Origin of the sequence: Pseudomonas sp. SWRI68, assembly GCF_014269165.1 — a bacterium.
Classification (GTDB): Bacteria; Pseudomonadota; Gammaproteobacteria; order Pseudomonadales; family Pseudomonadaceae; genus Aquipseudomonas; species Aquipseudomonas capeferrum.
In genome coordinates this window covers 104078-123498 of the sequence record NZ_JABWRU010000009.1, presented here as the reverse complement: position 1 = coordinate 123498, position 19421 = coordinate 104078, and the positions used below count along the sequence as shown (strand labels likewise).

Sequence of the window (19421 nt, the reverse complement as noted above, 5' to 3'; positions counted from 1 at the left end):
GCAATGCGGCCCCCAGATACAGCAATCAGTGGGCGAAAATCGACCCACCCTCCTTGCCCACCATCTTCTCGGGCTTGATCAGGAACCGCGCCAGCGCCGGCAGCAGCCACAGCGCACCGAACATGTTCCACAGCAGCATGAAGGTCAGCATCAGGCCCATGTCGGCCTGGAACTTGATCGCCGAGAAGATCCAGGTGCACACGCCAATGGCCAGGCACAACCCCGTGAACAACACGGCCTTGCCAGTCGAACGCAGGGTTTCGTAGTAGGCCTCCTGCAGCGGCAGGCCTGCGCGCAAGAAGCTTTCCAGGCGGCTGTAGATGTAGATGCCGTAGTCCACGCCAATGCCCACGCCCAAGGCCACTACCGGCAAGGTGGCGACCTTCACGCCAATGCCCATGTAGGCCATCAGTGCATTACCCAGCACCGATGTCAGCACCAGCGGCAGGACGATGCACAAGGTCGCGGCGAACGAGCGGAAGGTGATCAGGCACATCACCGCCACGCAGATGTACACCAGCACCAGAATGGTCAGCTCGGCCGACTTGATGACCTCGTTGGTGGCCGCCTCGATCCCGGCGTTGCCGGCTGCCAGCAAAAACTGCAGGCCTTCCTTGTTGTAGCTGTCGGCAAAGGCCTTGGCGGCGGCGGTAACCCGTTCCAGGGTCTCGGCCTTGTGGTCGTTGAGGAACACCAGCACCGGCGCCAGCGAGCAGTCGGCGTTGTACAGGCCGTCGGCGCGGGCGATGGAGTTGTTGAGAACGTCCGGGTTGCGCGACAGGGTTTCCCATTTCAGGCTGCCCTCGTTCATGCCCTTGATCACCTGCTTGGACACGGTCACCAGCGAGATCGCCGACTGCACGCCCGGGGTGTTCTCCATGGTCCACATCAGCTCGTCGATCGGCGCCATTGTCGAGTGGATCGAGCAGCTTTCCGACGGCGTCTTGACCATGATCACCAGCACGTCCGAGCTGGTCGAATAGTTGCTGATGATGAAGTTGTTGTCCTGGTTGTAGCGTGAGTCCGGGCGCAGTTCCGGAGCGCCCTGGTCGAGGTCGCCGATCTTCAGGTTCTGGCTGTACCACAGGCCACCGGCGAACATCACCAAGGCCAGGCCAATCGACACCGGCGCCACCTTGGCACTGGCGAAGTTGGCCAGCAGGCGCCAGAACGGGTGTTCACGGGTCGCATCCTTCTTGCTGCGCTCGACGGCCTTGTTGCTGATGCCGACATAGGAGATCGCCACCGGCAGCAGGATCAGGTTGGTAAAGACGATGACCGCGACACCGATCGAAGCGCCGATGGCCAGCTCGCGGATGACCCCGATGTCGATGATCAGCAAGGTGATGAAGCCCACGGCATCGGCGAAGATGGCGATCATCCCGGGCAGGAACAGCTGGCGGAAGGTGCGCCGGGCCGCAGTCAGGGCGTTGTCGGCGTCGCTGGACTGCAGGGCGATGCCGTTGATCTTCTGCACCCCATGGGAAATGCCGATGGCGAAGATCAGGAAGGGCACCAGCATCGAATACGGATCCAGGCCGAAGCCCACCGCATGCATCAACCCCAGTTGCCAGACCACCGCCACCAGGGTGGTGATGAGCACGGCGATGGTGCTGCGGATGCACCAGGTAAACCAGTACAGCAGCACACAGGTGATGGCCAGGGCCACGCCGAAGAACATCACCACCATCACCAGGCCGTCGATCAGGTCGCCGACCTTCTTGGCGAAGCCGACGATATGGATCTTCACGTTGGGGTTCTGTGCCTGGAACTTGTCGCGGATCTTTTCTTCCAGCTGATGCGAGAACTGCTGGTAGTCGAGCTTGACCTGCTTGCCCTGGTCCTGCGGGTCGGGGTAGCTCTCCAGCAGCGGCACGTCAACGATAGTGGACTTGAAGTTGTTACCCACCAGGCGCCCGACCTGGCCGGACTTGAGCACGTTGTCGCGCAACGCGTCGAGGCTTTCGGCCGAGCCATTGTAGGTATTGGGGATCACCTCGCCACCGGAGAAGCCTTCTTCGGTCACTTCGGTCCAGCGCACGCTGGGGCTCCACAGCGACTTCAGCCCGGCGCGATCGACACCGGGGATGTAGAACACCTCGTCATGGATCTGGCGCAGGGTCTCCATGTAGTCCTTGTCGAAGATGTCGCCGTTGACCGCCTCCACGGAAATACGCACGGTATTGCCGAGGTTGGCCAGGTCGTTGCGGTGCTCCATCATCTGCTCGATGAACGGGTGTTCGAGCGGGATCATTTTTTCGAAGCTGGTCGAGGGGCGAATCTGCGTGGCCTGCCAGAACAGGAAAATGCTGACCAGCACGCACAGGGCGATGACCACGGGGCGATTGTTGAAGATCAGGCGTTCGAGCAGCGTGGCCTTGTCCTGATGATGCGGGTGCATGGTGATGCTCTCCCTGCTGGTCATGGGCGCGGCTCCTCGGCAGCCTGGTCGGCACCTTCGGCGGTGGCCAGGTGCACACCACCCTGCCCCACCAGCAGCAAGCCGCCCGTGGACAGGCCAGTGACGCCGGCCAGGGCGATGCGGTCGGCGCGGTTGTAGACGCTGAAAGTTTGCCCGTCGTCATGGCTGCGCAACACACTGCCGCCGTTACCGACCAGCACCACGCTGCCATCCTCGACAAGCGTAGCGCTTGCCAGGCCGAATTCGAGTGCGCCGCGCGCGGCCTTGAGCGCGATCGGCTGCCAGCTGTCACCGAAGTCCGTTGAACGGAACAGGTTGCCGCGCAGGCCGTAGGCCAGCAGGGTCTGCGGCTGGGCGGTGCCGATCACGCCGAACAACGAGCCATCGTAAGGGCCGTCGACCTTGGCCCAGGCCTGGCCGTTGTCGCTGGAGCGGAACATGCTGCCCTGCTCGCCGACAATGAACAGGCCGGCTTCCTTGATCACGGCGATGCCGTTGAGGTGAAACTGGTCGGGGTTGTCCAGCCGCTCGGCGACGTCCTGCCAGTGCTGGCCGCCGTCGCGGGTTTCCAGCAAGGCGCCATAGGCACCTACGGCAAAACCGTGCTGGGCGTCGAGGAAGGTGACATCGAGCAACGGGGCTTCACGGGTAAGGTCTTCGAACTGCTTGCTCCAGGTCGCGCCGCCGTCGGTGCTGGCGAGGATCTGCGCATCATGGCCGACTGCCCAGCCACGCTTGTCGTCGAGAAAAAACACGGCGGTGAGCAGTTGCCGGGTGGGCACCCGCGCCTGGGTCCAGGTCTTGCCCTGGTCGTCGGAGAACAGGATATGACCGCGATCGCCCACCACTACCAGGCGCTTGCCGGCGTGGACGGCGTCGATCAGCAGGCTCTGGCTGGCCTTGGCCGATTCGGTCGAGTATTCGTCGGCGGCAGCGGCTTCGACGCTGCCCGTCCACATTCCCAATGCCAGCGCCAGCATCGCACCGGCGGCCAGCGGCCAGGCACCACGCCTGGGCTGCGCCATCAGCTGCTCCCTCATGACTGTCCCCTGTTGTGTTCTTCTTAGTGGGTCAATGCCTTGCAGGTACTGCGAAAAGCCTGTGGTAGAGGCCTGCAATAGCTTGAGGGGATCGTAGCGGGGAACGTTGCGCGGATACAACGAGCGGGACGTTATGTTTTGTTAAGCACATGAAAGGCTGGGGCCGCTTTGCGGCCCCACTGGCAATCAAGCCAGGCTCTTGCTCACCACTTCATACACATCACTGGACAGCGCCCCAGAAGCGAGGATCCGCTCCAGTTCGCCCTTCATCAACGCCTGACGCGCAGCGTCATACTTGCGCCAGCGGGTCAGCGGTGCCAGTTGACGCGAAGCAATCTGCGGGTTCAGCGCATTCAGCTCGATCACCAGGTCTGCCAGGAAGCGATAGCCCGAACCATCCGCCGCATGGAAGTTGACCAGGTTCTGCCCGGCAAAGGCACCAACCACCGCGCGCACCTTGTTCGGGTTTTTCAGGGTGAACGCCGGGTGCTGCATCAGCGCCTTGACCCGCGCCAGCCCGCCCGGCAGTGAGCTGGCGGCCTGCACGCTGAACCACTGGTCCATGACCAGCGGGTTGTCCTTGAAGTGCTCGGCAAAGGTTGCCAGCGCCTTGGCCCGCTCAGCCTCGAACGGCGAGTTGACCAGTACCGCCAGGGCCGTCAGGCGTTCGGTCATGTTGTCGCACTGGTCGAACTGCTCCAGGGTCGCTTCCAGCACCTGCGGCTTGCCGCTCAGCATCAGGTACGACAGGGCGATGTTCTGCAGGCTGCGGCGGGCGAAGTGCTCGGCCGAAGCGACGTAGGCCGTGCTGCGCGAGGCCTCGCGGTGCGCCTGATAGCGCGCCCACAGGCCATCGAACAACTGCTCGGCGATCTGCTGGCGAGCGAACTCGCGGGCGGCGTGGATGGCATCGACGTCGGCCACCTGGCTGATCTCGGTGAGGTAGGCCTCGCCCGGCAGCGACAGCATCTCGGCGACCATGGCAGCGTCCAGCGACGTGTTGCCCAGCACGGTGCCCAGCGCAGTGATCAGACGCTGGTCGAGCTTCAGCGCTTCGCCGCGCTGATGCTGGCCAATCAGCTCCTGCAGCACCTGCACCGACAGTTGCTGGCCCGCTTCCCAGCGGTTGAAGCCGTCGCTGTCATGCTGCATGAGGAACATCAGCTGGTCGCGGTCATACGGGAAGCTCAGCTTCACCGGCGCGCTGAAACCACGCAGCAGCGAGGGCAGCGGCTTGGCCGTGATGCCTTCGAAGGTGAAGGTCTGCTCGGCCTCGGTCACCGACAGCACGCGGCTGCTGCCGGCAGCGGCGGCTTCGCCGGCCAGGCGCAGTGACAGGTCGTTGCCTTCGGCATCCAGCAGGCCCAGTTCGACCGGGATCACGAACGGCAATTTGTCGGCCTTGTCCGGCGTCTGCGGGCAGCTCTGGCGGAACGTCAGGCTGTAGGTCTGGGCACCCGCGTCATAGGCTTCGCTCACCTCAAGGCGCGGCGTGCCGGCCTGGCTGTACCAGCGCTTGAACTGCGTCAGGTCGACGCCGTTGGCATCTTCCATGGCCTTGATGAAGTCGTCGGTGGTCACCGCCTGGCCATCGTGGCGTTCGAAGTACAGGTCGCTGCCCTTGCGGAAGCCCTCGGCGCCCAGCAGGGTGCGGACCATGCGCACCACTTCGGCACCCTTCTCGTACACGGTCAGGGTGTAGAAGTTGGAGATTTCGATGAAGCTGTCCGGGCGTACCGGGTGGGCCATGGGGCCGGCATCTTCCGCGAACTGGTGGGTACGCAGGTAGGCGACGTCCTCGATGCGCTTGACCGTGCGCGAGTTCATGTCGGCGCTGAACTCGGCGTCGCGGAACACCGTGAAGCCTTCCTTGAGCGACAGTTGGAACCAGTCGCGGCAAGTTACGCGGTTGCCCGACCAGTTGTGGAAGTACTCGTGGGCGACCACGCCTTCGACCCGCTGGTGGGCGGCGTCGGTGGCGGTTTCGGCGCGGGCCAGCACGCAGCTCGAGTTGAAGATGTTCAGGCCCTTGTTTTCCATGGCGCCCATGTTGAAGTCATTGACCGCGACGATCATGAAGATGTCCAGGTCATACTCACGGCCGTAGACTTCCTCGTCCCAGCGCATGGACTTCTTCAGGCTGACCATGGCGTGGTCGCACTTGTCGATGTTCTCGGGTTCGACGTAGATACGCAGGGTCACGTCGCGGCCCGACTGGCGCGTGAAGCTGTCCTCGACGCACCACAGGTCGCCGGCCACCAGGGCGAACAGGTAGGCCGGTTTCATGAACGGGTCTTCCCAGGTCGCCCAGTGCCGGCCCTCTTCAGCCGGCCCGCTGCCGATCGGGTTGCCGTTGGACAGCAGCACCGGGTAGCGATGCTGCTCGGCGATCACCGTGGTGGTGAAGGTGCTCATCACATCCGGGCGGTCGAGGTAATAGGTGATCTTGCGAAAGCCCTCGGCCTCGCACTGGGTGCAGAACATCTTGCCGGACTTGTACAGGCCTTCCAGCGCGGTGTTGCTCTCGGGGTGGATCTTCACGCTGGTGTCGAGGGTGAAGCGCTCGGCCTTGGGGTGGACCGTCAGGCTGTCGGCTTCAAGCTGGTAGTCGCTTGGCTGCAGCTCCTGATCGTCCAGCGAGGCGCGCAGCAGTTCGAGCTGCTGGCCGTCGAGCACCAGTGGCGGCAGGCCGGCACCGCGTGCCGGGTTGCGGCGCATGACCAGTTGCGCATGGACCAGGGTGTGGTCCTCGAACAGCTCGAAGGTCAGGTGCGTCTCGTCGATCAGGTACTCGGGCGCCTGGTAGTCCTTGAGGTAGATCACTTGCGGTTGTTCGGTACGCATGTGCAGGTCCTTTTTACTGGAGCACGGCCAACTGGTAGGCCGTGTACTTGCGAATGTTGATCACGCCGGTGTCGAAAATCAGGTACTGGCCCTTGATGCCCAGCAGCGTGCCTTCCACCACCGGGTTCTTGTCCAGGTTGAAGCTGACGATCTTCGTCGGGTAGGCCTCGACCGGGTAACGCATCTGCACCACTTCGGCATCCGGCAGCAGCTGCAGCGCCTGCAGGCCAAAGCGTGCCTGCAGCTCGCGCAGGCCGTCGGCGCAGGCATCGAAGATCTGTTCGCGGATGGCGACCAGGTCCAGCACTTCGGCGTCGCCCTTGAGCAGTGCACGCCAGTTGGTGCGGTCGGGTACCTGGCTGCGCAGCACGTCTTCGACCAGACCTGATTGCTGGCGGGTGGCCACGCGCATGATCGGCAGGGCCTGGCTGGCACCCTGGTCGAGCCAGCGGGTGGGCAGTTGGGTGGCGCGGGTGATGCCGACCTTGACCCCCGACGAGTTGGCCAGGTAGACCACGTGGTCGGTCATGCAGAACTGCTCGCCCCAGGACGGCTCGCGGCAGGTGCCGGCGTCGTAGTGGCAGCGTTCCGGGGCCATGATGCAAATGTCGCACTGGGCCAGCTTGGTCATGCACGGGTAGCAGTAACCCTGGCTGAAGCTGGTCTTGGTGCGCTTGCCGCAATGGCTGCAATGAATGGCGCCGAGGTACTCCAGGCGCAGGCGCTGGCCGATCAACGGGTTGACCGGTACCTGCTCCTCACCCAGGCGAAAGCTGTATTGCACGACCGGTGCTTCCAGGCGCACTGCCATCTTGCTCAAAGAGCCACGAGCGAGTTCGATCAATGTACCGAGTCCGACTTGAACAGAATGTTAGCGATCGGCGCCGACTTCGACGCGCATTCCTGCGGGCCCATGTAACCGGTGCGCTGATCTTCGGGGAGGTTTTGCATCTCCCAGGCGATCACGGCCTGCAACGACAGCTCTTTCTGTTCGACAGTGAGCTTGCGGCCATCGGACCATTTACCGATCTCCACGGCCGTTTTCAGGCTCTCGTAGATTTCGGGGGTAATGTTTTCGATCATTTGCGCGAAAGTGGACATAGCGTCTCCTAATTCAAGCCGACAGTTTACGCCGGGCCATCCCGCCACCCAAGAGCCCTGTCAGGCATCCGATGAGCAACCCGCCAACGTGGGCGGCATTGGCGATCTGGCCAAAGCCGAGCTGGCCGACCACCCCGGTCAGGCACACCACCAGCCAGATAAGCATCATCACCAGCACGCCCTTGGGCAGGTTGAAGTGCGGGTTGGGCGCCAGCCACTGGTACAGCCAGATATGCCCAAGCAAGCCGTAGAGCACGCCAGACAGGCCGCCGAACAGGCTCGGGCCGCTGGTGTAGTGCTGGGCCAGGTTGGACACCAGGCTGAACAACAGGGTCAGGCCCAGCAACAGCCACGGGCCCTGGCGCAGTTCGATGCGCTTGCCCAGCTCCCAGTACCACAGGCTGTTCATGGCCAGGTGCAGCACGCCGAAGTGCAGCAGCATCGGTGACACCAGGCGCCACCATTGGCCCTCGGCGAGGCCTTGGGCCAGTGGGGTGAAGTACAGGTAGTCGCCTTGTACGCGGAAATCGAGGAAGGTGAACCAGCCGATGGTCGAGAAGTTTTCGCCAAGGCTGGTGAGGCCCGCGACGATGAAGCACAGCAGCAGGATCACGGTGGTGACCTTGCAGGCTTTTGCCTGGTCCTTCAGGGAGGGCTGGGTGGCGGCAGTCGCGGTTGAGGCCGCTGCCATTGGCGCCTGGGCAAGCTCAAGGTCGGCGTTGCCGTCCGGGAAGCGCTGGTAGAGTTGCAGCACGTCTTCGGCCAGGGTATCGGGCGCCCAGAGCACCTGGGCATCGCCTTCTTCGCTGACCCGGTGCGGCACCTGCAATCGCTGCAGCAGATGGACGAAGCCGCTGAGGTCGACCGACAGCGGCAGGCGCATCACTTCGATTATGTTCATTGATTGGCCTGTGGGCGATCGACGTCGACCCAGACGAACTTGTGCGGGTCGATACGGGTTTCATCATCCAGCCGATAGGCTGCCAGCTTGCCATAGAGCACGGCGCTGTAGTCCAGGCAGGCCAGGTTGTCGCGTATCGGCGCCGGGCGGCCGCTGCGCCAGTAATGGCCGACGAACAGCAAGGGTTGGTCCTCGGCGTAGCGCAGCAGGGCGTTCTTCTGGGTATGGCTGAGCGGCGTGCTGGCGACTGCCTCGGGCAGGGCATCGGGCTGGAACACGATATCGCCATAGGTTTGCGGGTCTTCTTCCCAGAATTTGGTGCGGAAGAAGGCGCGGGTCAGGCCATCGCCACCGGTCAGGGTCAGCCCGTCCGGCAGGCGCATGTCGGTGCCCCGCAGCAGGCGATTGCACACCGTGGCGGCGAAACTGCCGGGCACGGCCGAGGCCTGGATGAAGTGTTGGTCGATGCGCCCATTCGGGTATTGCTGGCGTAGCGGCTCGATCAACCGGGGGTCCCAGCAGGCGTGCACCAGGCGGAAGCGCCCGGCGTCGACGAACAGCGGCAATTCATAGAACCAGTTGACGAAGTCATGCCAGTCGCCGGGGTGGTGGGCGAACTGGGTCAGGGTCTCGTCGATCAGCCGGGCGTGACGTGGCGTGTGCTCGCGCACATGGGCCTTGCCGCTGCCGGGCAGGGCCGGGGTAACCCAGCCCAGGGCGTTGTACTCATGGTTGCCCATGATGCAGAACGCCTGACCGGCCTCGACCATGTCGTGCACGATGTGCAAGGCCTCACGGATACGCGGCCCACGGTCAACGATGTCGCCGAGGAACAGTGCCTGGCGCCGTGGGTGGCGCCAGACGCCCGCCACACGCTTGTAACCCAGGGCGTCGAGCAGGCGTTCAAGGGTCAGCGCACAACCATGCACGTCACCGATGATGTCGAAACTTCGCGCCGGATCGAGCATCAGTCGTCCCTGCTGCCAAGGCGGCTGCCCCAGCCGAGTTTGGTACGGCAGACTTCGTAGTAATTGTGGTCCAGCGGATGGATCAGGCGCAGTTTCTGCGGCTTCTTGCTCACCGTGATGGTGTCGCCGGGGGCGCAGGTGAAGTGGTTCTGGCCGTCACAGGAGACCTGCGGATAGATCTGCAGGTCCTTGGCCACGACGATCTTCAGTTCGCTGTTGCCGTCCACCACGATAGGCCGGCCCGACAGGGTATGCGGGTACATCGGCACGATGACGATGGCGTCGAGCTTGGGGTGCATGATCGGGCCGCCCGCCGACAACGCATAGGCGGTCGAGCCGGTCGGGGTGGCGACGATCAGGCCGTCGGCCTTCTGGCTGCAGACGAACTGGCCATCGATGTAGATCTCGAACTCGATCATCCGCGTCGATTTGCCGGGGTGCAGGACCACATCGTTGAGCGCATCGCCCTGGCCGATGGCCTCGTGGTGCCGGCGCACTTCGGCCTGCAACAGGAAGCGGTTTTCTACCAGGTAGTGGCCGTCGAGCACTTCGGCGACCTTTTCTTCCAGCTCGTCGGGGCGGATATCGGTAAGAAAGCCCAGGTTGCCGCGGTTGATGCCCAGCACCGGAATGTTGTGCCGGGCCAAGGCGCGGGCGGCGCCGAGCAGGCTGCCATCACCACCAACGACGATGACCAGGTCGCAGACCTCGCCCAGCAGCTTGCGCGTGGACGTCTGCAGGCCGTGGCCGGGCAGCACTTCGGCGATGGTGTCCTCGAGGATCACATGCAGGTGGCGCTCGATGAGGAATTTTTTCAGTCGGCGAATGGTGTCGAGCACCTGTGAGCTGCCAAGGCGTCCGATGATACCGATATTGCGAAATTGCTCCATGGGGCTCCTGCGAGGCTCTGCGGCGGGTGACTATGCGCCGATTATGGGCGAAACGACCGGGCAGCGGCAAACCGGCTATGCTCGCTGGATGATGCCCTTCGCCGAACTCCACGACTTGCCCCGCCAGTTGCGCCGCCCTGCCGTGCGCGACCTGGCCTGGACACTGCTGTCCCCACCGCTGCTCAGCGCCCCGCCCTGCCCCCAGCGCCACCCGCTGGCAGGCAGTGGCTGGGCCGATGAGCCGCAGCGCCTGAAAGCCTGGTTGTTGGCCTTGGATGCCGATGACCAGCCGCTGCGTGACGGGCTGGCGAGGCTGACCAGCCGGCGCCTGGGGCTTTACTACGAAAGCCTGTGGCAGTTCGCCCTGGGCCAGGCGCCGGGTATCGAGCTGCTGGCGGCCAACCTGGCGATCCGCGAAGGTGGGCGCACGCTGGGCGAGCTGGATATCTTGCTGCGCGACGCTGAAGGCACCCACCACCTGGAGCTGGCGATCAAGCTTTACCTGGGGCCGGACCACAGCGGTGGTCGCGACCCCGCACAGTGGCTCGGGCCGGGGTGTTACGACCGATTGGGCAGCAAGCTGGCGCACCTGGCCGGGCATCAGTTGCCCATGTCTAGTGGTGCGCACAGCCGTGTGGCGCTGGCCGGGCTTGGCGTGCAGCAGGTGCAGGCGCATCTGTGGCTTGCGGGTTATCTGTTCTACCCATGGCCTGGGCATGCAGAACCGCCTGAGGGGGCCAACCCGCTGCATCTGCGCGGGCGTTGGTTACGCCGGCGGGATTGGCCAAGGGCCACAGCTGAACGTTGGCAGCCCCTGCCGCGCAATGCCTGGCTGGCGCCAGCGCGGGTCACGGCTGAGGCGTGCTGGACAGTGCAGCAGTTCGAGGCTTGGCTGGCGGGGTTGGATGAGCAGGCGCCGGCGCAGATGCTGGTCAGGTTGCACATGCAGGCCGATGGGGCCTGGCATGAAGTAGAGCGGGTATTTTTGGTGGCCGATGGCTGGCCGGCGCTGAGCGAGTAGGTGGGTTTGTGCGCAGGGCTTGAGGTTTGTGGCGCCCCCCCCCAGAAGATCGAGCGCCGCCCGCGCGGCGCTCGATCTCGTAGGCGCTGAAAACCTCAAGCCATTCCCCACCGGCCAAACACCTTTCACCGACCCAGCGCAAAGCACCCCCTCAAATCAGCAGTTACAGTTACCCGTGAGCGCCAGCAAGAGCGCCACCTTAAACCTGATGACGAGGATCAAGCATGGTTTCACTCACCCCGACGCCTCATTACGCGCGCCTGTCCATCGCCCTGCACTGGCTGATGCTGGTGCTGCTGGCCGCCGTCTATGCCTGCATCGAGTTTCGCGGCCTGTTCCCCAAGGACAGCGCTGAGCGCAACCTGATGAAGGACCTGCACTTCATGCTGGGCCTGACGGTGTTCGTGCTGGTCTGGCTGCGCCTGGCGGTACGCCTGAGCCGCCCCACCCCGCCCATTCTGCCCAAGCCCCCTGCATGGCAGACCGGCCTTGCCCACCTGATGCACCTGGCACTGTACCTGTTGATGATCGGCCTGCCCCTGGCCGGCTGGCTGATTCTCAGCGCCGCCGACAAGCCGGTACCCTTCTATGGCCTCGAGCTGCCCCACCTGATCGGCGCAGACCCGGACCAAGCCAAGTTCATCAAAGGCTGGCATGAGCGCGTCGGCAGTTGGGGTTACTGGCTGATCGGCCTGCATGCGCTGGCCGGGCTGTATCACCACTACGTGCAACGCGACAACACGCTGCTGCGCATGCTGCCCTACAAGTAACCGCGTCGGCCTTGCAGGCCACCGGTGTGCAGCACGAGCAGGCGGGTGCCGGGCGGGAATACGCCGGCCTCGACCTGCTCACGCAGCGCCAGCAAGGCCTTGCCGGTGTAGAGCGCTTCGAGCGGCACGCCGGTGCTGCGCTCGCAGGCGTCGATGAACCCCAACAGTTCGTCGTCGACCCGGGCAAAGCCGCCCCGGCAGGCATCGTGCAGCCTATAACCACTGTCGCCGACCAGTTGGCTCACATTCTCCGCCACGCCATGATCGCCTGGCACCGCCAGCGCGCCGTGCACGTCATGCGCGCCGGCCTCTGCCAGCACCAGGCCAGCCAGCGTGGTACCGGTACCCACGGCCAGCCACCAGGCGCTGTAATCGTCCCAACCGATGCCGGCGAGCTGTGCACGCGCTTGCTCGACGATCAAACCGCAGCCTTGCGCGCCCGCCATGCCGCCACCGCCTTCGGGGATGCAGTGCCAGCCGGGGTAACGTGCCTGCCAGGGTTGCCAGAACCCCGCTTCATGGCGGGCACGGTAGCCACCATAGCCCAGCCAGTGCACGTGCATGCCCAGCGTCTGCAGATCACGCACCGTCGGGGTGTCCTGGGCATGGCCACGCAGCAAGCCGGCGGTGGCGAAGCCAAACCGTTTGCCGGCGGCAGCCAGGGCGTGCAAGTGGTTGGAGTGGCTACCGCCCAGGCTGATCAGGCCGGGGGCGCCTGCTTCATGGGCTTGTGCAAGGTGGTGGCGCAGCTTGAACCACTTGTTGCCGCTGATCAGGGGGTCGATCAGGTCCAGGCGCAAGATGGCAGCTTCGACATTGGCGTTTTGTAGCCAAGGCAGGGTCAGGGGGTGCAGAGGGGCCTGGGGGAGGTTCAAGAAATCGATGGACATGGATCGGGGCCTGAGGCTGATTCATCAGTCTATCAGTGAAACAGCGGGGGGCCGCAAAGCAGCCCCCGGCCCTATCAAAGCTCGGCAGCCAGGCGCGAGCCTTGGTTGATCGCCCGCTTGGCATCCAGCTCCGCTGCCACGTCCGCGCCGCCGATCAAATGCACCGACTGCCCTGCGGTCACCAGCCCGTCGTACAACTCACGCAGCGGCTCTTGCCCGGCGCAGATCACCACGTTGTCCACCGCCAGCAGTTGCGGCTCACCGCCGCCGACACGAATGTGCAAACCGGCGTCGTCGATATTCAGGTATTCAACGCCATTGAGCATCTGCACCTGTTTGTTCTTCAGCCCTGCGCGGTGGATCCAGCCGGTGGTCTTGCCCAGACCGTCACCTACCTTGGACGCCTTGCGCTGCAGCAGGAACACCTGGCGTGCCGGCGCGTGCGGCGCGGCCTTGATTCCGGCCACGCCACCGCGGGCCTCAAGCTGGGTGTCGATGCCCCACTCTTGCCAGAACGCGTCACGGTCCTGGCTGCTGGCCACACCCTGATGCACCAAGTATTCGGACACATCGAAACCGATACCGCCGGCCCCAATCACCGCGACGGCCGCGCCGACCGGCTTGCGTTCGAGCAGCACATCCAGGTAGCTGAGCACCTTGGCGTGCTCCACCCCCGGGATCGCTGGGGTGCGTGGCGCGATACCCGTGGCCAGGATGACCTCGTCGAAGCCGCCGTCCACCAGCGCCTGTACATCGACGCGGGTGTTCAGGCGCACGTCCACGCCTGTGCTGCTGAGCTTGTTGGCAAAGTAGCGCAGGGTCTCGAAGAACTCTTCCTTGCCCGGCACCCGCTTGGCCACGTTGAACTGCCCACCGATCTCGCCAGCGGCATCGAACAGCGTCACCTGGTGGCCACGCTCAGCGGCCACAGTGGCGGCCGCCAGGCCGGCTGGGCCTGCACCGACCACGGCAATACGCTTCACCGCGCGCACAGGCAGGTAGTTGAGCTCAGTCTCGTGGCAGGCGCGCGGGTTGACCAGACAACTGGTCAGCTTGCCGCCAAAGGTGTGGTCCAGGCAGGCCTGGTTGCAGCCGATGCAGGTGTTGATTTGATCAGCGTGCCCGGCGGCGGCCTTGTTGACGAAGTCCGGGTCGGCCAGGAACGGCCTCGCCATGGAGACCATATCGGCGTCGCCTTCGGCGAGCACCGCCTCGGCCACTTCCGGGGTGTTGATACGGTTGGTGGTGATCAGCGGAATGTTCACCGCCCCCCGCAGCTTGGCGGTGACCTTGCTGAACGCCGCACGCGGCACCTTGGTGGCGATGGTCGGGATGCGCGCCTCGTGCCAACCGATGCCGGTGTTGATCAGGGTCGCACCGGCCTGCTCGATGGCTTTGGCCAAAAGCTCGATTTCATCCCAGGAGCTGCCACCCTCGACCAGATCGAGCATCGACAGGCGGAAGATGATGATGAAGTTCGGGCCCACGGCCTCACGTACGCGGCTGACAATTTCCACGGCCAAGCGCATGCGGTTGGCGTAGCTACCACCCCAGCGGTCGGTGCGGTGGTTGGTGTGGGCAGCGAGGAACTGGTTGATGAAATAGCCTTCCGAACCCATTACCTCGACGCCATCGTAGCCCGCACGCTGGGCCAGTACGGCGCAATTGACGAAGTCGGCGATCTGCTTCTCGATGCCCGCTTCGTCCAGCTCCTTGGGTTTGAACGGGTTGATCGGTGCCTGGATGGCACTCGGCGCGACCTGGCGCGGGCTGTAGGCGTAGCGCCCGGCATGCAGGATCTGCAGGCAGATCTTGCCGCCCGCGGCGTGTACCGCGTCAGTCACGATGCGGTGCTTGTCGGCTTCTTCTTCGGTGCTGAGCTTGGCGGCGCCAGAATAGACCCCACCTTCATCATTGGGCGCGATGCCGCCGGTGACCATCAGGCCGACACCACCCCGGGCGCGCTCGGCAAAATAGGCCGCCATGCGCTCGAAACCACCGGGCCGCTCTTCAAGGCCGGTGTGCATCGAGCCCATCAGGGTGCGATTGCGCAAGGTGGTGAAGCCGAGGTCGAGCGGTGCGAGCAGGTGCGGATAAAGGTCGGCAGCCATGGAAGGTCCCCATGTGGCGTGATCACGGAATGCGGGTACCTCGCCTGCCGGCGGGCCCGTCGTTTATCTGCCGATGACATTAAACAGGCGTTTGAACAGGCTCAATGATCGAAACTGACAACTTATTGATCCTGCCTCACAGCACGGCTACCCTAGACAACTCTGACTTCCAAGGCGCAGTACCGCTTCATGCGAAAACTCCTGGCAAGCGCCTTGGCGCTGGTGATGATCGCCGCCGTGTGCGGCTACGGCTTCTGGACCCAGCAGCGCCCGGAGGGCCATTACCTGTCCGACCTGCGCATCGAGCTCGCGCTCAACCATGGCGTGCCGGGCGAACACGGCAACCTGCTGGGCGTCGAGCCGCTGCTTTACCCAAGTGACTACCAGAACCTGCAGCGCCTGCACCGCAAGCTCTCGGCCTATCTGCAGCAGGCCCGAATGCAGGGGCTGGTTGGCCCACGCACGGTGGTGGTGTTGCCGGAGCACATCGGCACCTGGCTGTGGGCGCGCGGCGAAAAGAACGAGCTGTACCAGGTCACGCAGAGCCGCGAGGCCTTGCAATGGCTGGAGCTGAGCAACCCGCTGCGCTATGGCCTGGCGATGCTGCGCGCCAACGCCGACGACTGGCGCACCGACGCGCACCTGCGCATGAAGGCCGAGCAGATGGCCGCCGACTATCAGCAGCTGTTCGGTGGCCTGGCCAAGGAGTTTGGGGTAACCCTGGTGGCTGGCTCTATCGTGCTCCCTGCCCCTTATGTCAAACAGGGCGTGCTGCACGCCGGGAGTGGCCCGCTGTACAACAGCAGCGTGGTGTTTGCCGGCGACGGCTCGCTGCTGGGCCAGCCCCAGCGCCAGCAGTACCCAGACAGCGAAATGCGCCGCTACATCCATGATGGCCGCCAGCACCCGCTGCAGGTCCTGCAAACCCCCGCCGGTCGCCTCGGTGTACTGATCGGCAGTGACAGCTGGTACCCGGAAAACCACCAGCAACTGGAGCAACAGTCGGTCCAACTGATCGCCAACCCGGTGTTCCTCAGCGGCAAAGGTAGCTGGCAGGCGCCCTGGCGCGGCAACCGCCACCAGCAAGCGGCGGCCGAGCTTGCCTTGCAGCGTGGCGAGGTAAGCGAGCAAACCGCCTGGCAGCGCCTGACCCAGGCGGCTGGCGATGGTGTCAGCAGTATGAGCGTGTTCATGCGCGGGCAGTTCTGGGAGCAGGCCGGCGACGGCCAGGGCTTTGCCCATCAATCGGGCGAACTGCTGGCGGGCAACCCTAGCCAGGGCGCCCGCCTGCTGAACCTGTGGTTGTGACCCCGTGGCCCGCCCCCGCGTGCGCCTGGGTGACTTGTCGGTAGGCTTCGTCCAGCCATTGGCCGAGGCTGTGCGCGCGCTGGGCCACGACCCAGCGCCCCTGCTGCAGCGCTATGGCCTCGATGCTGCGCGCCTGGCCGAAGCGGGCGCACGCTTGTCGATCCCCCGCTACATGCACCTTGGGCATGCCGCCATCGCGCTCTGCGCAGACCCAGCCCTGGGCCTGCACATGGGGCGCCTCAGCCGCCTGGCCCATGCCGGCCTGGCGGGCATCACGGCGGCCCAGGCGCCCACCCTGGGCGAAGCGGCGCGCACCTTGCTGCGCTTCGAGCCGTTGTACGCTGCCAACTACCGAGGCCACTCAAGCTTTCAGGAAGATGCCCAGGGCGCCTGGCTGCGCTTCTACTCCATCAGCCCGTACAACACGTACAACCGTTTCGTGGTCGATTCGTTGCTCGCCGGCTGGCTGGCACAACTGGGCGACCTGACAGGCACCGTGCTGCAGGCCGAACGGCTGGATATTGAATTTGCAGCGCCTGACTATGCCACTCAGTATCAGCCGCTGTGCTGTACCCCGGTGCAGTTCGCAGCCGCTGGCAATCAACTGCGCCTGAGCCGCGCCACGCTACAGATAGCCAACCCGCAGCATTGCCCGAGCACCTGGCAGCACCTGCTGCAACTCTGCGAAGCCGAGTTGCTCCAGCGCACACGGGTACGCAGCCTGGGTGAACGCATCACGCACCTGCTCGGCCCGTTACTCAATGGCGGCCGCGAACCGGACCTGGACGAAGTGGCCCAGAGCCTGCAACTGCCCACCTGGACATTGCGGCGCAAGCTGGCTGAGGAGGGCACGCGCTTTCGCGACGTGCTGAACGAGACACGGCGCGACCTGGCCGAAACCTACATCCGTGACACGGCGCTGGCTTTCGGCGAAATCGCTTATCTGCTGGGGTTTGCTTCGGCAGAGGCTTTCCAGCGCGCATTCAAGCGCTGGACCGGCCTCACGCCGGGGGAGTTTCGCCGCAGTCAGCGGCAGGCCGGCTAAAGCTCAGTGGCGTCCTCGGCAGGTTCCGGGGTATCCAGTTCGTATGCCTGGAACTCGAGCAGCTCTTCCTGATATTCGTCCATTGCCCTGCGTCCTCTTTTCTCATCTGTCTTCGTAGGTGTCGCCTTCAACCTAAGCAGGTTGGGTGAAGGAATGATGACAAGCTCATGAGAAGTAAACGTAGCAGGTATCGAGCGCGCTATCGCCGCCCGTCTGTAACAGGGAATGTGTGCTGTGCCCGCGCGTAGCCGCAGGCGCAAAGAGGCTCAGAGGGTGGCCGGCGGGGCTTCAGCAGGTTGCGCCTGGATCGGTGCCGGTTCTGCCGGCGGTGCTACAGGTTGCGAGCCCTGGCTGTCATTGACCACAGGCGCCGCTGGCACCTCGGCGGCCGGGGCAACGGCGGCAGGCGCTGGGGCGGCCGCGGGAACCGCTGCTGGGGCGGCAGCCGCCTGCTCTGGCAGCCCCAGGTCAACGGCGGGCTTTTCTACCTTCGGCGCAGGCGCGTCAGGCTCGACCTTGGCCTTGCTGACCTTCTTGGGCTTGGGCAGATAACTCTCCACCAGTGCGAAATACCGGTCGTAGAACTGCGCCGCAGTCACCGTCTCGCTGGCCACCTTGACCATCGAGTCGTCACTCGAACCGATCGGCATCGACACCGAACCCAGCACGCCCACACCCAGGCTGGCGGAGGTATTGGACTTCTTCAGGCTGTAGCGATCCTGCAGGGCGTTGGCGAACATGGTCGAACGCTGTTCGTCGCTCACGTCTGGCGCGCAGGTGACGTTGAAACTGATCTGCAGGTGGTTTTCGCTGTTCTGCTGGAAGCTCTTGTTGCCGGTAACCTGGTTGGCACCGCTGCTGGTGATGATATAGCCCTGGCTGAGCAAGGCACGGCGAGCGGCCTCGCAGGAGCCGGCATCGGTCACCGGAAAGCTGCGCGAGAACGTCCCCGAGTCGTCGAAGTTCTCGTGCTCGTAGATGGCCGTTTTTTTCGAGGAACAACCGGTCACGCCCGCCAGCACCAGGGCCAGCCCGAGCGCACCAAAGACGGATGATCTGGTCATTGCGAATTCCGGGTAAGTCGAGAAGGTGCCTATTGTGCATCAGCGCGCACAGACACTGAAACCGTTCATCCGTGAAGAGTCTGTCAGCTTCGTGTAAAGGTGGCCAAGCAGGCCGTGAAAACGAAAAAAGCGACCCTAAGGTCGCTTTTTTCGTTGCTTCGAGGTGTTCAGGGCCTCGAGGCGAAGATGGCGCAGCGGACGGGACTCGAACCCGCGACCCCCGGCGTGACAGGCCGGTATTCTAACCGACTGAACTACCGCTGCGTATCGCTTGGGCTTGCGCCCGGTGAAACCTGTTTTGCCTGCTTACTGGCCAGAGGCACAGTTTTATCAGGCACAAAAAAAGCGACACGTTGATCGCTCTTTTTGTTGCTTCGAGGCGTTCAAGGGGCCTCGAAGCGAAGATGGCGCAGCGGACGGGACTCGAACCCGCGACCCCCGGCGTGACAGGCCGGTATTCTAACCGACTGAACTACCGCTGCGTATCATTCAGGCTTGCGCCCGATTGAAACTGGGATCGACCTCAGGCATATTTGCCTTTCGGTCTCAGACCGGTGCAAGGCACCCATCTGTTACTAAAAAGTGGCGCAGCGGACGGGACTCGAACCCGCGACCCCCGGCGTGACAGGCCGGTATTCTAACCGACTGAACTACCGCTGCGCATAGTGGCTTATCAGGCCTTGTTCCTCTCTGGCGGTCGGCTTCTTTCGAAGCGTCTTGCGTCAGGAACGCTCAGGAAGTGGTGGGTGATGACGGGATCGAACCGCCGACCCTCTGCTTGTAAGGCAGATGCTCTCCCGGCTGAGCTAATCACCCCCGCGATGTTGCTTGTTGCGTTTGCTTCGCTGAGGCCGCGAAATTTACGCAGGTACCGATGCTAAGTCAATACCCCCATTGAATTTTTTTTCAAAAAAGGCAAAAAAGCGGTTTCCACACCCTGTGCCATTTGGGTTGTTCCTGTTGGCGTGTTCAAGGGTAAGCCTGCTGCCATCGCTACACCACTGGCATAGGCGCCACCGAAAAAACAAAAAAGGGGCCTTCTCGGC

At 64.0% G+C, this 19421-nt stretch carries 15 protein-coding genes and 4 tRNA genes; 4 read left to right on the top strand and 15 right to left on the bottom strand.

Going from position 1 to position 19421, the window contains the following annotated elements:
- Positions 1 to 25: 25 nt before the first annotated feature.
- The 8 genes from HU770_RS15445 to HU770_RS15410 form a co-directional block, all read right to left on the bottom strand.
- Positions 26 to 2401, bottom strand: a complete 2376-nt coding sequence (locus tag HU770_RS15445; protein WP_186664176.1) for an RND family transporter — start codon at positions 2399 to 2401, stop codon at positions 26 to 28.
- 20 nt (positions 2402 to 2421) lie between these two features.
- Positions 2422 to 3462 carry a YCF48-related protein gene (locus tag HU770_RS15440; protein WP_186664105.1) on the bottom strand — a complete coding sequence of 347 codons (1041 nt, stop codon included), beginning with the start codon at positions 3460 to 3462 and terminating at the stop codon, positions 2422 to 2424.
- Positions 3463 to 3648: 186 nt separating this feature from the next.
- Positions 3649 to 6306 (bottom strand): aminopeptidase N, encoded by a 2658-nt coding sequence (pepN, locus tag HU770_RS15435; RefSeq protein WP_186664103.1) that lies wholly within the window; start codon positions 6304 to 6306, stop codon positions 3649 to 3651.
- A 13-nt stretch (positions 6307 to 6319) separates the two neighbouring features.
- On the bottom strand, positions 6320 to 7150 hold the full coding sequence (locus HU770_RS15430) for a DUF2797 domain-containing protein (protein WP_033700515.1): 831 nt from the start codon (positions 7148 to 7150) through the stop codon (positions 6320 to 6322).
- Positions 7147 to 7407: a DUF1315 family protein gene (locus HU770_RS15425; protein WP_033700516.1), complete on the bottom strand. Its 261-nt coding sequence runs from the start codon at positions 7405 to 7407 to the stop codon at positions 7147 to 7149. Before HU770_RS15425 ends, HU770_RS15430 begins: the two co-directional genes overlap by 4 nt.
- Positions 7408 to 7420: 13 nt before the next feature.
- The gene (locus tag HU770_RS15420; protein ID WP_186653901.1) at positions 7421 to 8308 is read right to left on the bottom strand and encodes a rhomboid family intramembrane serine protease; all 888 of its coding nucleotides are present in this window, start codon (positions 8306 to 8308) and stop codon (positions 7421 to 7423) included.
- A complete protein-coding gene (locus HU770_RS15415) occupies positions 8305 to 9276 on the bottom strand; it encodes a metallophosphoesterase (RefSeq protein WP_186653891.1) in 972 nt (323 codons plus the stop codon). Before HU770_RS15415 ends, HU770_RS15420 begins: the two co-directional genes overlap by 4 nt.
- The gene (locus HU770_RS15410) at positions 9276 to 10166 is read right to left on the bottom strand and encodes an NAD(+) kinase (protein WP_033700519.1); all 891 of its coding nucleotides are present in this window, start codon (positions 10164 to 10166) and stop codon (positions 9276 to 9278) included. Before HU770_RS15410 ends, HU770_RS15415 begins: the two co-directional genes overlap by 1 nt.
- Here HU770_RS15410 and HU770_RS15405 point away from each other — a divergent pair.
- Positions 10165 to 11187: a DUF1853 family protein gene (locus tag HU770_RS15405; protein ID WP_186653889.1), complete on the top strand. Its 1023-nt coding sequence runs from the start codon at positions 10165 to 10167 to the stop codon at positions 11185 to 11187. The two genes, HU770_RS15410 and HU770_RS15405, sit on opposite strands and share 2 nt — an antisense overlap.
- A 224-nt stretch (positions 11188 to 11411) precedes the next feature.
- The gene (locus HU770_RS15400; RefSeq protein ID WP_033700521.1) at positions 11412 to 11957 is read left to right on the top strand and encodes a cytochrome b; all 546 of its coding nucleotides are present in this window, start codon (positions 11412 to 11414) and stop codon (positions 11955 to 11957) included.
- Here HU770_RS15400 and HU770_RS15395 read toward each other — a convergent pair.
- Together HU770_RS15395 and HU770_RS15390 are read right to left on the bottom strand one after the other, a co-directional pair.
- Positions 11948 to 12841, bottom strand: a complete 894-nt coding sequence (locus HU770_RS15395; protein WP_186664174.1) for a pyridoxal-phosphate dependent enzyme — start codon at positions 12839 to 12841, stop codon at positions 11948 to 11950. The two genes, HU770_RS15400 and HU770_RS15395, sit on opposite strands and share 10 nt — an antisense overlap.
- 80 nt (positions 12842 to 12921) lie before the next feature.
- Entirely contained in the window at positions 12922 to 14958 is a 2037-nt protein-coding gene (locus HU770_RS15390; protein ID WP_186664101.1) for an NADPH-dependent 2,4-dienoyl-CoA reductase, read from the bottom strand.
- 189 nt (positions 14959 to 15147) lie between these two features.
- Here HU770_RS15390 and HU770_RS15385 point away from each other — a divergent pair, with 189 nt between their 5' ends.
- Positions 15148 to 16266, top strand: a complete 1119-nt coding sequence (locus tag HU770_RS15385; protein WP_186664099.1) for a nitrilase-related carbon-nitrogen hydrolase — start codon at positions 15148 to 15150, stop codon at positions 16264 to 16266.
- Positions 16267 to 16270: 4 nt separating this feature from the next.
- Positions 16271 to 17311: an AraC family transcriptional regulator gene (locus HU770_RS15380; protein ID WP_186664097.1), complete on the top strand. Its 1041-nt coding sequence runs from the start codon at positions 16271 to 16273 to the stop codon at positions 17309 to 17311.
- 266 nt (positions 17312 to 17577) lie between these two features.
- Here HU770_RS15380 and HU770_RS15375 read toward each other — a convergent pair whose 3' ends face one another.
- The 5 genes from HU770_RS15375 to HU770_RS15355 all read right to left on the bottom strand — a co-directional run bounded on the left by HU770_RS15375 (position 17578) and on the right by HU770_RS15355 (position 19191).
- Positions 17578 to 18375: a DUF2242 domain-containing protein gene (locus HU770_RS15375; RefSeq protein ID WP_186664095.1), complete on the bottom strand. Its 798-nt coding sequence runs from the start codon at positions 18373 to 18375 to the stop codon at positions 17578 to 17580.
- Positions 18376 to 18562: 187 nt separating this feature from the next.
- Positions 18563 to 18639, bottom strand: a tRNA-Asp gene (locus HU770_RS15370).
- Positions 18640 to 18780: 141 nt separating this feature from the next.
- Positions 18781 to 18857, bottom strand: a tRNA-Asp gene (locus HU770_RS15365).
- Between the two features lie 101 nt (positions 18858 to 18958).
- A tRNA-Asp gene (locus HU770_RS15360) sits at positions 18959 to 19035 on the bottom strand.
- An 80-nt stretch (positions 19036 to 19115) separates the two neighbouring features.
- Positions 19116 to 19191: transfer RNA gene (locus HU770_RS15355), tRNA-Val, on the bottom strand.
- Positions 19192 to 19421: the final 230 nt, after the last annotated feature.